This window comes from Pseudomonas sp. NY15356, assembly GCF_048068175.1.
Taxonomy (GTDB): domain Bacteria; phylum Pseudomonadota; class Gammaproteobacteria; order Pseudomonadales; family Pseudomonadaceae; genus Aquipseudomonas; species Aquipseudomonas putida_K.
In genome coordinates this window covers 37,947-53,301 of record NZ_JBLUPW010000012.1, presented here as the reverse complement: position 1 = coordinate 53,301, position 15,355 = coordinate 37,947, and the positions used below count along the sequence as shown (strand labels likewise).

The window sequence follows — 15,355 nt, the reverse complement described above, 5'->3', positions numbered from 1 at the left end:
GGATATCGCCTACAACACATCGTTGGGCACCGATGCCAGTGCGCGCAAGGCCACGGATGTGGTGACCCAGACCGTCGATGTGATGCGTGGCCTGGAGCGTTCCATGCAGGACGCGGCCCAAGGCATCCAGGCGCTGGATACACAATCTCGGGTGATCGGTTCGATCATCAAGACCATCAGCGACATCGCCGGGCAGACCAACCTGCTGGCGCTCAACGCGGCTATCGAGGCGGCGCGGGCAGGCGAGCAGGGTAGAGGCTTCGCGGTGGTGGCCGACGAGGTGCGCCAGCTGGCCTCGCGTACCAGTACGGCTACCGACGAGATTGCCAAGGTGGTTCTGCAGAACGAGCAACTGGCCCAGGCGGCGGTGGATATCATCGACACCAGCAAGCGCCAGGCTGAGCAGGGGTTGGCGTTGGCCGCCGATACTGGTGGGGTGATCGTCGAGATCCAGGAAGGTGCGCAGAAGGTGGTGGATGCGGTAGGGCGATTTTCCAGCCAGTTGAGCCTTTGAGCGAGCGCTGAAAAAGGCCTGCGCCGCAAACTGCGCGCAGGCCCGGGGTATTTCAGACGTCAGGCGATCACACCTACCTTCATCATCATGTCGAACGTTTCTTGCAGGGCGGCCCAGAAGGTGCCGTCGGTATCGGCAAGTACCTCACCTGTACGATGGTCTTCATACTCGACGAGTGCCGGCTTTTGCAGGTTTCCGGTAATCAGTGCCCAGGTCAGGAATATGGCGGCAGGAGAGCGCTCGGAGAAATCATCCTTGATGTGGATGAGCCAATCCCCCGAAGGATCCAGACCATGGTTCGACAGGACGTCCTGAAAAACGAAGTGCACATGCGTCTGCACTTTGTCGAATGCTTCGTGCTCCGCATTGGTGAGGTCCGGCCCCTCCTTACCCACGCGACCACGCAGGCCCAGCGGGCCCAGTGGGTCGATTGGACCTACTGACGAGGCTATGATCTCGAGTGCACCGGACTGGTCGAGCTTGGCAGGTTCTTCCGGCTCTTCGCGTTCAGGTTCGACGGGTTCTTCCGGCTCTTCGCGTTCAGGTTCGACAGATTCTTCAGGATGTTCAGGCTCTGGCTCGGCAGAGTCTTGTGGTGCTTCCAGTTCCGCCTCGGCAGGCTGTTCAGGTTCTGCCGTCATGGGAACGCTTTCATCAATCCCCTCGTCCTGAACATCCACCTTCAACTTATCGTCGTCAATCATCTGGTCATCCTCCAAAGATGCGCACCACAGGGTGCCGGCGATGATTGAGCCACTGATTCGAAGCCAGCCTAGGGTATATAACTACCGCGGGTTCTGTTTACCGGACGCTCCCTCTCGCACCCAGAACAAGGTGGCACCTGCGACCGCCGCCGGCATCATCACCACGTTCACCAGCGGAATCATCAGCGCCAGGTAGGTGATGCCGCCAAAGCCCAGCGACTGCCAGCGCTTCTCACGCAGCCAAGCGAGCATGTCCTGCCAGCTCATCTTGTTGTTGTCCGCCGGGTAGTCGATGTACTGGATGGCCATCATCCATACCCCGAAGATCAGCCACAGCGGTGCGGCCACCACATTGACCACCGGGATCAACGAGAGGATGAACAGGCCGATGGCCCGCGGCAGGAAGTAACCCAGCTTGCGCATTTCGCGGCCCAGGGTACGTGGCACCATGGCGATCAGCTCACCCCAGCTGAAGGCGGGGAAGGTGTCCTCGCCGCGCACCACCACCTCGACCTTTTCCGCGAGGAAGCCGTTGAACGGCGCCGCGATGATGTTGGCCACCAGGGTGAAGGTGAAGAACACCATCAGTATCACCAAGGCGACGAACAGCGGCCAGAGAATGTAGGTGAGAAAGCTCAGCCAGCTCGGCAGGGTGGGCATCAAAGCGTCGACCCACAGGCTGAACTGGTGCCCGGCAAAATAGATGAGGCCGCCAAACAGCAATAGGTTGACCGCCAGCGGCAGCAGGACGAACAGCCGCAGGTTCGGGCTCATGACCAGTTTCAGCCCTTCGCGCAGGTACTGGGGGCCAGAGAGGACAGGGGCTTGCATCGAGACGCTCCGGATCAAAGGGAAAACGCGCTGACCTTACCCGAGTTTGCCCGCACGACGAAAGGCGCCAATCCTAGAAGCAATGGGCTGTAACAAAAGCGAGTGAAGATTTTCTATCGGTTTTCAGCTTGGATAGAAGCACTCTATAAGGTGGATTGTCGAAGGATATTTCCTTAATCTCTGCGACCTCGCTACAGTGCGCTCAACTTTTGGGTTTCGGATCTACGCGTTGTAGCCTTCCCCAAGTGCTGCGTAGATCCCTTTTAATTCCAGCCGGTGCTGCCGGCACACCGATGCCGGCCGCGGCCGCCTCGACAGGAGTTCGACATGTCTGAAGTACGTCATTCGCGCGTCATCATTCTCGGTTCCGGCCCTGCCGGTTACAGCGCCGCGGTCTATGCCGCCCGCGCCAACCTCAAGCCGCTGCTGATCACCGGCATGCAGGCTGGCGGCCAGCTGACCACCACCACCGAAGTCGACAACTGGCCAGGCGACCCCCACGGCCTGACCGGCCCTGCGCTGATGCAGCGCATGCAGGAGCATGCCGAGCGCTTCGAAACCGAAATTGTCTTCGACCACATCAATGCCGTGGACCTGGCCAACAAGCCGTTCACCCTCAAGGGCGACAGCGGCACCTACACCTGCGATGCCCTGATCATCGCCACCGGTGCCAGTGCCCGTTACCTGGGCCTGCCGTCGGAAGAGACTTTCATGGGCAAAGGCGTTTCGGCCTGCGCCACCTGCGACGGCTTCTTCTACCGCAACAAGCCGGTCGCCGTGGTGGGCGGTGGCAACACGGCCGTAGAAGAGGCGCTGTACCTGGCCAATATCGCCAGCAAGGTGACCCTGGTACACCGTCGCGATACCTTCCGCGCCGAGAAGATCCTGGTCGACAAGCTGCACGCCCGTGTGGCCGAAGGCAAGATCGAGCTCAAGCTCAACGCCACCCTGGACGAAGTGCTGGGTGACGACATGGGCGTGACCGGTGCCCGCCTGAAGAACAACGATGGCAGCAGCGACGAAATCAAGGTCGACGGCGTATTCATCGCCATCGGCCATACGCCGAACACCTCGCTGTTCGAAGGCCAGCTGACCCTCAAGGACGGCTACCTGGTGGTCAACGGTGGCCGTGAAGGCAACGCCACCGCCACCAACGTCGAAGGGGTGTTCGCTGCAGGCGACGTGGCTGACCACGTCTATCGTCAGGCGATCACCTCCGCCGGTGCCGGCTGCATGGCGGCACTGGACGTCGAGCGCTACCTGGACGGCCTGGCCAACGCGTCGTTCTAAGCTCCGTAATGGGGCCGCTTTGCGGCCCTTTCGCGGCACAAGGCCGCTCCTACACAGACCGCATGTTCGTATGTAACGCGGTCCCCTGTAGGAGCGGCCTTGTGCCGTGAAAGGACCGCGAAGCGGCCCCAGTCGTTTACAGGCTAAGGCGCATGGACAGATCCACCGCCTTCACATCCTTGGTCATGGCACCAATGGAAATGTAGTCCACCCCCGTCTCGGCAATCACCCGCAGGGTGCTTTCATTCACGCCGCCGCTGGCCTCCAGCTTGGCCTTGCCGGCGGTGATGCGCACGGCCTCGCGCATTTCATCGAGCGTCAATTCGTCGAGCATGACGATATCGGCACCGGCTGCCAGCGCCTGGCGCAGCTCGTCCAGGCTTTCCACTTCGATTTCCACCGGTTTGCCCGGGGCGATCTTGTGCGCCGCAGCAACCGCCTCGGCTACCCCGCCACTGGCCGCGATATGGTTTTCCTTGATCAGGAAGGCGTCATACAAGCCGATGCGATGGTTGTCGCAACCGCCACAGGTCACGGCATATTTCTGCGCCAGGCGTAGGCCTGGCAGCGTCTTGCGGGTATCGAGCAGGCGCACCTGGGTGCCTTGCACCAGGTCGGCGAGAAAACGCGCCCGGGTAGCCACGCCGGACAACATCTGCAGGAAGTTCAGCGCCGTGCGTTCGCCACTGAGCAATGAGCGCGCCGGGCCTTCGAGGTGGAACAGCGCCTGGTTGGCCTTGGCCCGGTCCCCGTCGGCCACCTGCCAGTGTACGGCCACCCGCGGGTCGAGCTGGCGGAACACCGCATCGACCCAGGCGGTACCGGCGATGGTGCAATCTTCGCGGGTGATGATGGTCGCCTTGGCCAGGCGCTCGGCCGGAATCAGCTGGGCGGTGATGTCGCCGCTGCCGATGTCTTCCAGCAGCGCACGGCGCACGTTGGCTTCGATTTCGGCGGTCAGGTCGGCGAGGCGTAGGTTCGGCATGGTCGGCTCCACAAGCTAGGTGCCGGCGATTATAGGGCAGGGGGCCGACGTGTACAGCGCCAACCACACCGGTGACCTTTGGTCAGGACGAGTGAGCATTTCGCCGAACCCATGGTCAGTTGGGAGCGTAAGCAGATCGCGCTAGAAGCTGTCAGATTTTTTACCGATAATGCGACCAGTATTTGGCGTCATGGTTTTGACTGGTTCAGATCATTCGAATAGATCACCCCTATCAAGGAGTCCGGGATGCAGATAGAAGGCAAGGTGGTGCCGCTGGCGGCGGCCATCGATCGAGGGCCGCGTGCGTCCTTGCCTTGCCTGCCGGTTCCGCTCTTGCAGGTACGCGACCAGGCGGCGTTGCACTTGCGCCTGGCCCTGCAGACGCTGTTCGACAATGCCGACGACACCCTCTTCGAAATGGCCGACAAGGCCAGCGAACGCTTCGAGCAGAACCTGTACTTCGAGGCGATGCGCGACCTGCGCCTCAAGCGCAAGAACATCGAGCGCGGGTTCCTCGACCGGTTTCACGATGCCTTCGCCCGGCTCAACCAGGCCGATGAGCGGCAATCGGGCGTAGCCGACCGCTCACGCAGCACTGCGCAACTGGAGCGCTCTGCGGCTGTCGAGGCGATGGTCGCGCGAGTATTGTCCCGGGATGGTCAGGCGCTCAAGCAACTGACGTTACGCTTCCAGGTCCTGCTCGAAACCCCTCTGGCCCAAAGGCTTGCGCTGGGGCCTGAGTCATTGTGCGACCACTTCCTGCAAGCCGGGCGCGACCTGGGGGTAGGGCCGAAGGTCAAGCTGGTCTTGCTGAAACTGTTCGAGCGCTATGTGTTGCGCGAAATCGATCAACTGTACGAGCAGGCCAACCAGTTACTGGCCAATGCTGGCATATTGCCTGAACTCAAGGCTGCGCCGCGCCGCCGCGCCGAGGACCACCGGCATCTGGAACGACCGGCCACTGGCCTGGCCAAGGCCGACGAGCCCCAGGCCGACGATGCCAGCCAGGTATTCTTCGACGCGCTGACGCCCTTGCTGGCGCCACTGCGAGGCCGCGTTGCACCTCGGGTGCAGCAGGTGCCCGGCGCACAGCCGGTCAGCACCGCCGACCTGTTGCGGCTGCTCTCCCATCTGCAGCACTACGTGCCTGCCACCTGTGAGGGCGATGATTTCGATCTGGGCCAGCAGCTGGAGCAGCTGTTGCTGCGGGTGAGCGTGCGCAGTGGTACGCGCCGTTGCATCGCCACCGCCGACGAGGACACATTCAACCTGGTCGGCCTGTTGTTCGCATTCATCCAGAAAGATAACAACCTGCCTGCGGCCGTGCGTGAGCTGATCGAACGGCTGCACATTCCGTTGCTCAAGGTGGCATTGCTCGACAAGGCCGTGTTCAGCCGTGCCAGCCACCCGGCCCGGCGCCTGCTCAACGAGATCGCAGCGGCTGCCATTGGCTGGGAAACCAGCAACGAGGGGCTGCACGACAGCCTGCAACTGCGGGTAGAGCGTATCGTCCAGCGATTGCTCAACGAGTTCACCGATGATCCACGGCTGTTCAGCGAGCTGCTCGAGGACTTTCTGGCCTTCAGCCAGCAGGAGCGCCGCCGCAACGAGCTGCTCGAGCAACGCACCCGTGACGCCGAAGAGGGAAGGGCGCGTGCCTTGCAGGCTCGCCTGCAGGTGCAGCAAGAGCTGAACGTGCGCCTGCATGGCCGGGTTCTGCCGCAGGCGGTGGTGCATATGCTGGTCCAAGGTTGGAGCCAGGTCCTGCTGCTGGCCTGGCTCAAGCACGGCGAAGGTTCCGCAGGCTGGGCCGAAGGGCTGGCGACCATGGACGCGCTGCTGGCGAGCATTGCCCCGCACCACGAGCCCTCGGCGCGCGAGCGCTTGCTGCAGCAGGTGCCGGGGCTGCTCAAGGCCCTGCGCGAGGGCCTGGCGGGTGTGGTCATGGACGCGGTCGCGACCCGCGAATTCTTCCAGCAGTTGGAGCAATTGCACCTGGCTGCCTGCGTGGGTGCACCGGGCAGCGCCTGTGCCGTGGAGCACGTGCTGGTGGCCGAGGAAGTCATCCTGGCGGTGGCCGACGAGCCAGCGTGCGGCCCTTTGCTGCAGCCGGACATGCAAGGGCCGGAGCTGGCCCAGGTGCAGCGGCTGAAGGTCGGTGCATGGGTCGAGGTAATGGATGACGACGAGTTGCTGCGCTGCAAGCTGGTCGCCAGGATCGACAGCCATGACCGCTTCGTCTTCGCCAACCGCACCGGCATGAAGGTGCGCGAGTGGAACCGTGCGGGGCTGGCCCAGGCCCTGCGCCGCGGCGAACTGCGCCTGCTGGACGACGGGCTGTTGTTCGAGCGGGCCTTGGAGGCAGTGCTCGGGCGCTTGCGCCGCCAGGCGGATAGCTGAACAATCATTTACATGCAAGCGCATCGGGTGCGGGGCATACTGGTTACCTCCCCGGCGATTTTCAGGAACTGCTCCATGCAATTGGACCGTGCGACAGGCTGGTTCTCCGGCGTTACCCATTGCCCCTCGCCCAACTTCAATGCGCGCCCCGAAGGCGAAGCCATTTCCCTGCTGGTCATCCACAACATCAGCCTGCCGCCAGCGTGCTTCGGTACCGGCAAGGTGCAGCAGTTTTTCCAGAACCAGCTCGACCCAGGCGAGCACCCTTATTTCCAAGACATCTGCCACCTCACCGTATCGGCGCACCTGTTCATCGAGCGTGACGGTGCGGTGACCCAGTTCGTGTCTTTGCTCGACCGGGCCTGGCATGCGGGTGTCTCGAGCTTCGACGGGCGCGAGGGTTGCAACGATTTTTCCATTGGCATCGAGCTTGAAGGCACCGACGAGCTGCCCTACTCCGATGCCCAGTACGCTACCTTGGAGCAGCTGACCCGCGAGATTCGTCGCGCCTGGCCGGTGATCGGCCCGCAGCGCATCTGTGGCCACAGCGACATCGCCCCGGTACGCAAGACCGACCCGGGCCCGGCCTTCGACTGGTGCCGCTATCGCGCGGCGCTGCAGTGCAATGAGGACAATGCATGAGTTTCCTGGTGTTGGTGCTGGTGCTTTGGGTCGAGAAATTCTCCGCCCTGCGCCAGCGGCTGCAACGTGATGGCTTCTTCCTGGGCGAGCTGGTGCGCCTGGAGCGCAGCGGCAAGGTACACCCCTGGTGGACTCTGGCCATTCTGGTGCTGGCGCCGGTGGCGTTGCTGGCTCTGCTGTTGCATGTACTGGAGCCGGTGGCCTACGGGTTGCTGGCATTGCCGGTGCATTTGCTGGTGCTGATCTACAGCCTCGGCCGTGGCGATGCCAAAGCGGCCCTGGGGCCGTTCCGGGATGCCTGGCGCCGGGGAGATGACCAGGCCGCCCTGCATGTGGCCGAGCGTGACCTGGGGTTGGCCGCCGACGATGCGCAAAGCTTGTTGATCCGAGTGCAGGGCCACTTGCTGTGGCAGGCGTACCAGAGCTTTTTCGCGGTGATCTTCTGGTACTTCCTGCTGGGACCTGGAGCCGCCCTGGCCTATCGCCTGCTGGCCCTGTGCGCGGGCAACAGCCGGCAACCGGCGCTCAAGGAGCGGGCCGAGCAGCTGCGCCATGCCATGGACTGGCTGCCGGTGCGGGTGCTGGCGTTGAGCTTTGCCTTGGTCGGCAACTTCGTCGCTGTGGTGCGGGTGATGCTGCACGAGCTGCTCAACTGGCACATCAGCGCCGGGCACCTGGTGGCGCGGGTCGGGCGGGTGGCCGATACGGTGCCCGAGGAAGAAGACGACCAGCGTGGGCTGGGGCGGCTGGACAGCCTCTGGGAGCTGCTGCTGCGTTGTGCGGTGCTGTGGTACGCGTGCTTTGCGCTGTGGACCGTGTTGGTCTGACGGGGCGTGCAGGTTTTGGGGCTGCCTTGCAGCCCTTTCGCGGCACAAGGCCGCTCCTACACGAGCGAGATATCCACAGGCTGGTGCAGCCCAGCCACACAGCCTCGACTCCTGCTTAACCTTAAATTACAAACCTTGGATTCGTTCTGCGCTATACAGGTCGCCTGGCCGTTAATGGCCTTGTGCTACCTCAAAGAATAAAAAGAATCCAAGGAGATGCGCATGCTGCGTTTGCTCTATCCGGCCATCGTCCTGATGGACCGGCTGAGCTTCGGCCTGAAGTTCAGCCTGATCAGCGCCCTGTTCTTCGTACCGATGCTGGTCACCAGTTTCTACCTGGTGCGCGGCGTCCATGACCAGTTCCATGCCACCCGAGTCGAGCTTCAGGGCCTGGCTCCTCTGGCGAGCGCCCTGGCCTTGCGCGGGGAGCTGGAAACCCTGGGCAATCTCTTGCAGATCAACATGATGCTCGGCCAGTCGGGGCAGGCCGGCGATCTGGAGCAACGTATCGGGCACAGTCAAGAGCAGGTCGCAGCGAAGCTGCAGGCGCTACTATTCGACGACCCACAACTGCAGGCCCGGCGCGACGAGGTGGGCGAATCGTTTGATCGGGCCCGCAACGAGTCTTCCCTGCAAAGCAAGGCGGCCCTGGTGGACAAACTGCTGGTGCAGGCCCAGGTACTGGCCAAGCAGGTGGCCAGCCATGTGGGCCTGGACCAGGACAGCCAGGCCTCGGTGCGCCACTTAAGCGAGGTGCTGGGTGTCGCCACGGGCCAGGTGACCCAGGCGCTGGGCGAGGGCCGGGCGATGGGCGCCACGGCCCTGGGTCGAGGCTTCATCGACTCCTCTGGCAGCGCCCGTTTCGAAGACTTGCTGCAACGGCTGGAGCGGCTGGCCGCCGACTACGGCATTCGACTGGACGAAACCTTGGCCGCCGACCCGCAGGCCAAGGCCGCCCTGGCCGAGCTGGCCCAGGCCAGCCAGGCGACCATCAAGCAGGCGGCCGGCCTGTTCGAAGAACAGGTGGTGATGGCCGAGACCCTGGATGCGCCCTGGGCCGGGTTCTACCAACAGGTCAGCGGTCTGATGGCACAGACCTACCGGCTCAACGACGCCATTCTCACTCACTTGCAGGTGCAGTTGCAGGCGCGTCTGGGTGAGCACCGGTTGCGCATGATTGCCCTGGTCGGCGCGCTGGCCGTGGTATTCGCGTTGATCATCTACCTTGCCGGTGGCTTCTACGTTTCCATCCGCCAGACGCTGGGCAACCTCGGCTCGGCCATGGACAAGGTCGCCGCCGGAGACATGACCGTCAGTTTTTGCTCCCGCAGCCAGGACGAGTTGGGCGAACTGGGCCAGGGGTTCAACCAGACCGTGCAACGCATGCGCGAGCTGATCGGCCAGGTCAGCCGCACGGTTGGCCAGGTCGAGGTGCAGGCCGGTCAGGTGCTGGCCGTGTCGGTACACAGCAGCCAGGCCATCGGCGGCCAGCGCGAGCAGATCGAGCAGGTGGCTGCGGCCATGAACCAGATGAGTGCCACATCCCAGGAAGTCGCGCGCAGCGCAGCCTTGGCCGCTGAAGGCGCGCAACAGGTCAATCGTGAAAGTGCCACGGGCCGTGGCCTGGTGGAGAGCCAGCAGGGCAGCATCGCCCGCCTGGCCAGCGAGATCGACCACACGGTGGCCGCGGTCAACCAGCTGGCCGGCGACAGCCAGGCCATCGGCCGGGTGCTGGAAGTGATCCGCAGCATTGCCGAGCAGACCAACCTGCTGGCCCTGAATGCGGCCATCGAGGCCGCTCGGGCCGGCGAACAGGGCAGGGGGTTCGCCGTGGTCGCCGACGAGGTGCGGACCCTGGCCAGGCGCACCCAGGACTCCACCGAGGAGATCGCCCAGATGATCCTGCGCCTGCAGGAAGGCGTGAGCGCGGCGGTCAGGGCGATGGGCAGCAGCCACCAGATGGCCGCCGGCACGGTGGACGAGGCTCGCCAGGTGCAGCAGGCGCTGGGCAATATCCTTGGGGCGGTGGGTGGCATCGTCGAGCAGAACCAGCAGATCGCCGCCGCCGTCGAGCAGCAGACGGCGGTGGCCCACGATATCGACCAGAACATCGTGGCGATCAACCGCGCCGCCCAGGATACGACCCAGGGGGCCAACCAGACCGAGGATGCCAGCCGGAACCTGTCAGCCCAGGTGCTGGAGCTCAAGCGGCTGATCGGGGCATTTCGTATCTAAGCAATGGGCCGGTGCTACCAGCCGAACAACTCACAGGCATTTTGGGTACTGGCCTCGGCCAAGCGTTCGGCCTCGAGGCCCATCACCTCGGCCAGCACGCCGGCGATCTGCGGCAGGTGCTCCGGGCTGTTGCGCACCCCAGGGAACATCGATGGCGCCATGTCCGGCGCATCGGTCTCCAGCACCACGCTTTCCAGCGGCAGGCGTGGCAGCGTCTTGCGCAGGCGCAGCGCCTGGGGCCAGGTGGCGGCACCGCCCAGGCCCAGCTTGAAACCCAGCCGGATGTACTCGCGAGCCTCTTCGTAGCTGCCGGCGAAGGCATGGATGATGCCGGCGCGGGCGGGTTTGTAGCGCTTGAGGGTGGCGATCACCTGGGCGTGGCTGCGGCGCACATGCAGCAGGGCGGGCAGGGCAAAGTCGCAGGCCAGTTGCAGTTGCGCCTCGAACAGTGCTTGCTGGCGGCCTTTGTCCAGTTCCGGCAGGTAGAAGTCCAGGCCGAACTCGCCCACCGCGCACAAGCGCGGGTCGCCTTGCAGACGCTGCAGCCAGTCGCGCAGCTGAGCCAGGTGCTCGGGGCGGTGCTGGTCAAGGTACACCGGGTGCAGCCCTAGCGCGGCATACAGGTTGGGCGTGCTGCAGGCCAGGTCCCACACGCGTTGCCAGTTGTCCTGATACACACCCAGCACCACCATGCGCTCCACGCCGAGGGCCGCCGCGTTGGCCAGCAGGCGTTGGCGGTCGGCGTCGAAGTCGGGGAAGTCCAGGTGGGTGTGGGTGTCGATCAGGCGCATGGTCAACCTGCGCTGATGCGTTGTTTGAACGTACGCGCCACGGCATGCACGCCGGGCTCGTAGCGTTTGTCTTCGATGGCGGCCAGGGCCAGCTCCAGGGCGGTGGCGGCGATCTGCCCGTGCTGCTGGGCCATGGCGTTGACCGGCAGTGGCAAGAAGTCCAGCAACTGGTTGTCACCGAAGGTCCCCAGCTGCAACTGGCGCGAATCGGCCGGGCGTGCCTGCAGGGTGTCGAACACGCCTTGCAGCAGTACATAGGAAGTGGTGACCAGGGCATCGGGCAGGCCGCCGAAATCCTCGATCAATTGCTGCATCAGACGCTGGCCGCATTCACGGCTGAAGGCCTCGCCCTGATAGCGGCGTACCTGGCCCTCGAACGGTTGCAGCGCTTCATCGAAACCGCCGGCGCGGGCCTGGCTGACCGACAGCTCCGGGCGTGCGCCGATTAGGGCGATGGTGCGCGGGCGCGTGTCCAGCAGGCTCTGGGCCAGTTGGCGGCTGGCATCGCGATCGTCGCTGATCACCGAGCAGAAGTACGACGGGTCCATGCGCCGGTCGATGGCGATCACCGGCAGCCCCTTGTCCTGTAGCTCGCGGTAGCTTTCGTCGTCCGGCGGCAGGCAGCTGGCAACGAACAGCGCATCGCAGCGTCGGGCGCGGAACAGTTGCTGCAACTGCCGTTCGCTGTCCGGCTGGTCGTCGCTGCTGGCGATCAGCAACTGGTAGCCACGAGCGCGTGCTCCTTGCTCGAGCTGCTTGGCGATACGGGCATAGCTGGGGTTCTCCAGATCCGGGAGAATGAAGCCCAGGGTCCGGGTGTGCCGGCTGCGCAGGCCGGCAGCCTGGGGGTTGGGCGTGAAGCCGTGGGCCTCGACCACCGCACGCACGCGCTCGACCGTGCTGTTGCTGATGCGCTGCTGTTCGGCCTTGCCATTGATGACGTAGCTGGCGGTGGTCACGGACACACCGGCCAGACGGGCGATATCGCTGAGTTTCACCGAATTTTCCTTGTTATTACCGGGGCTGCTGCAGAGCTTGACCGGGTAGTGTGACCCAAGGGCCAGGCCGTGCGCAGGCGACCATTGTCGCAATTGTCCGACAGGATGGGGCTTTTTCGTCGCAAGATTATCGAGTAACGTGGCCTCCTGGTCAGGTTAAACGATTCAGCAGGTGATTTTCCTGCCGCGGCTTGCCATCCGCGCAAGGTCGTCGAACTGGCCCTTTTCGTGAATTTCACAACAATACCTCAGTACCCGACCCCGGGGCTGCAAAAGGAGAAGGTCATGCTGGAGCTCGCTCAGGAGCAGATCGCCATGGGCCAGGTGGCCGCCGACAAGGCCCAGGCGTTGCGCCTGCTGGCCGATCGGCTGGTCGCTGACGGCCTGGTCGCCGAAGGTTACCTGCAAGGGCTCGAGGCCCGTGAGGCGCAAGGCTCGACCTTCCTCGGCCAGGGTATCGCCATCCCCCACGGCACGCCGCAGACCCGCGACCAGGTGTTCGCCACCGGTGTGCGGCTGCTGCAGTTTCCCGAGGGGGTCGACTGGGGCGACGGCCAGGTCGTCTACCTGGCCATCGGCATCGCGGCCCGCTCCGACGAACACCTGCGCCTGCTGCAACTGCTGACCCGTGCCCTGGGCGAGACCGACCTGGCCGAGGCCTTGCGCCGGGCCAGCTCCGCCGAGGCCCTGCTCAAGCTGCTGCAGGGCGCCCCCCAAGAGCTGGCGCTCGATGCGCAGTTGGTGGGCCTGAACCTGGCGGCCGAGGATTTCGACGAGCTGGCCTGGCGTGGTGCGCGCCTGTTGCAGCGCGCCGGGTGCGTCGAGGCAGGCTTTGCCAGCGTGCTGCAGCAGGCCGAGCCGCTACCCTTGGGCGAGGGCCTGTGGTGGCTGCACAGCGAACGCCAGGTGCGCCAGCCAGGCCTGGCCTTCGTTACGCCACAGCAGCCGCTGCGCTATCGAGACCAGCCGCTCAACGGCCTGTTCTGCCTGGCCAGCCTGGGTGTTGCCCACCAGGCCTTGCTCGAGCGCCTGTGCGAGGTGTTGATCGAAGGCCGTGGGCAGATGCTCTACCAAGCCACCAACAGCCGCGACGTGCTCGAGGTGCTGGGCGGCGAGGCGCCGAGCGACTGGCCCAGTGCGCGCATCGTCCTGGCCAACCCCCATGGCTTGCATGCCCGGCCGGCTAAAGTGCTGGCGCAACTGGCCAAGGGCTTCGAGGGCGAGATCCGCGTGCGTCTGCTCGACAGCGGCCAGCCGGCGGTGTCGGCCAAGAGCCTGAGCAAGCTGCTGGGCCTCGGTGCCCAGCGTGGCCAGGCGCTGGAGCTGATCGCCGAACCGAACATTGCCAGCGATGCGTTGCCGGTGCTGCTGGCCGCCATCGAGCAGGGCCTGGGTGAAGACGTGGAACCCCTGCCCGAGCAGGCCGTGCTTGTTGCACCGGTTGCCGTCGAAGCGCTGCAAGCCCCTCCCGCCGGCAGCCTGGTCCAGGGCATCGGTGCCGCGCCGGGCATCGCCAGTGGCCCGGCCCATGTCCATGTCGAGCGCGAGATCGACTACCCCCTGCGTGGCGAGTCGCCTGCTCAGGAGCGCCAGAAGCTACGCCAGGCCCTGGAGGTGGTGAATGCGGAACTGCAGGCCTTGGTGCAACGCAGCGACAAGGCCATCGGCGAAATCTTCGTCACCCACCAGGAAATGCTCGCCGACCCGGGCCTGGGCGATGAGGTCGAGCTGCGCCTGGCCCAGGGCGAAAGCGCCGCGGCCGCCTGGATGACCGTCATCGACAGCGCCGCGCGCCAGCAGGAGGCGCTGCATGACGCCCTGCTCGCCGAGCGTGCCGCCGACCTGCGTGACATAGGCCGACGTGTGCTGGCGCAACTGTGCGGGGTCCAGGCCGTACCTGAGCCCCAGCAGCCTTATGTGCTGGTGATGACCGAGGTCGGCCCGTCCGACGTGGCCCGCCTGGACCCGGCACGGGTGGCCGGTATCGTCACCGCACAGGGCGGTGCCACCGCCCACAGCGCCATCGTCGCCCGTGCCCTGGGCATCCCGGCGGTGGTCGGCGCAGGGGCGGCGATCCTGCTGCTGGAGCCCGGCACGCCTTTGCTGCTAGACGGTCAGCGTGGCCGGGTCAGCGTGGCGCCGCCCGCCGAGGAGCTGCAACGTGCCCTCGCTGAACGTGACCTGCGCGAGCAGCGCCTGCAGGCGGCCTGGGCCAAGCGCCACGAACCTGCAGTGAGCCGCGACGGCCGTGCCATGGAGGTGTGCGCCAACATTGGTGAGAGCACCGGCATCGACAAGGTGGTGGAGCACGGCGCCGAAGGCGTTGGCCTGCTGCGTACCGAACTGATCTTCATGGCCCACCCCCAGGCACCGGACGTGGCCACCCAGGAAGCCGAATACCGCCGCGTGCTCGACGGCCTGGCCGGGCGCCCGCTGGTGGTGCGTACCCTCGACGTGGGCGGCGACAAACCGTTGCCCTACTGGCCGATCGCCGCCGAGGAAAACCCCTTCCTCGGTGTGCGTGGCGTGCGCTTGACGCTGCAGCGCCCACAGGTGATGGAAGACCAGCTGCGTGCCTTGTTGCGCGCCGCTGACGATCGCCCGTTGCGGATCATGTTCCCGATGGTCGGCCAGGTGCACGAGTGGCGCGAGGCCAAGGCCATGGTCGATCGCCTGCGCGAGGAAATCCCGGTCGCCGACCTGCAGGTCGGCATCATGGTCGAGGTGCCTTCGGCCGCCTTGCTGGCATCACAGCTGGCTCGCGAGGTGGACTTCTTCAGCATCGGCACCAACGACCTGACCCAATACACCCTGGCCATCGACCGTGGCCATCCAAGCCTATCGGCCCAGGCCGACGGCCTGCACCCGGCCGTGCTGCAACTGATCGACATGACCGTGCGCGCCGCTCATGCCCAGGGCAAGTGGGTCGGTGTGTGCGGCGAGCTGGCGGCCGACCCGCAGGCGGTCGCGGTGCTGCTCGGCCTGGACGTGGACGAGCTCAGCGTCGCCGCCCGCAGCATCGCCGAAGTCAAGGCACTGGTTCGCCAGGCCGATCACCAGACCGCCCGCGCCCTGGCGCGCGAGGCCCTGCAACAAGACAGCGCCGCCGCGGTACGGGCGCTGGTGGAGCGTTACTGA

General features: G+C 65.1%; 12 protein-coding genes and 1 pseudogene. 8 read left to right on the top strand and 5 right to left on the bottom strand.

Annotation, left to right across the window (positions count from 1 at the left end; translation table 11 throughout):
- Positions 1 to 82: 82 nt before the first annotated feature.
- Positions 83 to 514, top strand: a complete 432-nt coding sequence (locus ACNFCI_RS12055; RefSeq protein WP_411969659.1) for a methyl-accepting chemotaxis protein — start codon at positions 83 to 85, stop codon at positions 512 to 514.
- Between the two features lie 59 nt (positions 515 to 573).
- Here ACNFCI_RS12055 and ACNFCI_RS12050 read toward each other — a convergent pair whose 3' ends face one another.
- Together ACNFCI_RS12050 and cysZ are read right to left on the bottom strand one after the other, a co-directional pair.
- Positions 574 to 1,218 (bottom strand): hypothetical protein, encoded by a 645-nt coding sequence (locus ACNFCI_RS12050; RefSeq protein ID WP_368829202.1) that lies wholly within the window; start codon positions 1,216 to 1,218, stop codon positions 574 to 576.
- Between the two features lie 81 nt (positions 1,219 to 1,299).
- Complete coding sequence (gene cysZ, locus ACNFCI_RS12045) at positions 1,300 to 2,049, bottom strand: sulfate transporter CysZ (protein ID WP_084858543.1); 750 nt, start codon at positions 2,047 to 2,049, stop codon at positions 1,300 to 1,302.
- Between the two features lie 327 nt (positions 2,050 to 2,376).
- On the opposite strand from cysZ, the gene trxB reads away from it, so the two are divergent.
- Positions 2,377 to 3,339 (top strand): thioredoxin-disulfide reductase, encoded by a 963-nt coding sequence (gene trxB / locus ACNFCI_RS12040; RefSeq protein ID WP_224456886.1) that lies wholly within the window; start codon positions 2,377 to 2,379, stop codon positions 3,337 to 3,339.
- A gap of 136 nt (positions 3,340 to 3,475) precedes the next feature.
- Here the strand turns inward: trxB and nadC are convergent, their stop codons facing one another.
- Positions 3,476 to 4,324, bottom strand: a complete 849-nt coding sequence (gene nadC / locus ACNFCI_RS12035) for a carboxylating nicotinate-nucleotide diphosphorylase (protein WP_084858541.1) — start codon at positions 4,322 to 4,324, stop codon at positions 3,476 to 3,478.
- A 246-nt stretch (positions 4,325 to 4,570) separates the two neighbouring features.
- Between nadC and ACNFCI_RS12030 the strand changes: the two genes are divergently transcribed.
- From ACNFCI_RS12030 to ACNFCI_RS12010, 5 genes and pseudogenes are all read left to right on the top strand, one after another.
- On the top strand, positions 4,571 to 6,724 hold the full coding sequence (locus ACNFCI_RS12030) for a DUF1631 domain-containing protein (RefSeq protein WP_368829201.1): 2,154 nt from the start codon (positions 4,571 to 4,573) through the stop codon (positions 6,722 to 6,724).
- 75 nt (positions 6,725 to 6,799) lie between these two features.
- Positions 6,800 to 7,366 carry a 1,6-anhydro-N-acetylmuramyl-L-alanine amidase AmpD gene (gene ampD / locus ACNFCI_RS12025; protein WP_368829200.1) on the top strand — a complete coding sequence of 189 codons (567 nt, stop codon included), beginning with the start codon at positions 6,800 to 6,802 and terminating at the stop codon, positions 7,364 to 7,366.
- Positions 7,363 to 8,193 (top strand): regulatory signaling modulator protein AmpE, encoded by an 831-nt coding sequence (gene ampE / locus ACNFCI_RS12020; RefSeq protein WP_368829199.1) that lies wholly within the window; start codon positions 7,363 to 7,365, stop codon positions 8,191 to 8,193. Before ampD ends, ampE begins: the two co-directional genes overlap by 4 nt.
- Before the next feature lie 216 nt (positions 8,194 to 8,409).
- Positions 8,410 to 9,525 (top strand): annotated as a pseudogene (locus ACNFCI_RS12015) (methyl-accepting chemotaxis protein); the annotation flags it as partial.
- Positions 9,499 to 10,428, top strand: coding sequence for a methyl-accepting chemotaxis protein (locus ACNFCI_RS12010; protein WP_416768004.1), 930 nt, complete (start codon positions 9,499 to 9,501; stop codon positions 10,426 to 10,428). The pseudogene ACNFCI_RS12015 and the gene ACNFCI_RS12010, both read left to right, overlap by 27 nt.
- A 14-nt stretch (positions 10,429 to 10,442) precedes the next feature.
- On the opposite strand, the gene ACNFCI_RS12005 is transcribed toward ACNFCI_RS12010, so the two are convergent.
- Both ACNFCI_RS12005 and cra read right to left on the bottom strand, forming a co-directional pair.
- Entirely contained in the window at positions 10,443 to 11,219 is a 777-nt protein-coding gene (locus ACNFCI_RS12005) for a TatD family hydrolase (RefSeq protein ID WP_324814061.1), read from the bottom strand.
- Positions 11,220 to 11,221: 2 nt separating this feature from the next.
- Positions 11,222 to 12,217 carry a catabolite repressor/activator gene (gene cra, locus ACNFCI_RS12000; RefSeq protein ID WP_084858535.1) on the bottom strand — a complete coding sequence of 332 codons (996 nt, stop codon included), beginning with the start codon at positions 12,215 to 12,217 and terminating at the stop codon, positions 11,222 to 11,224.
- A gap of 285 nt (positions 12,218 to 12,502) precedes the next feature.
- On the opposite strand from cra, the gene ptsP reads away from it, so the two are divergent.
- Positions 12,503 to 15,355, top strand: a complete 2,853-nt coding sequence (gene ptsP / locus ACNFCI_RS11995) for a phosphoenolpyruvate--protein phosphotransferase (protein ID WP_368829198.1) — start codon at positions 12,503 to 12,505, stop codon at positions 15,353 to 15,355.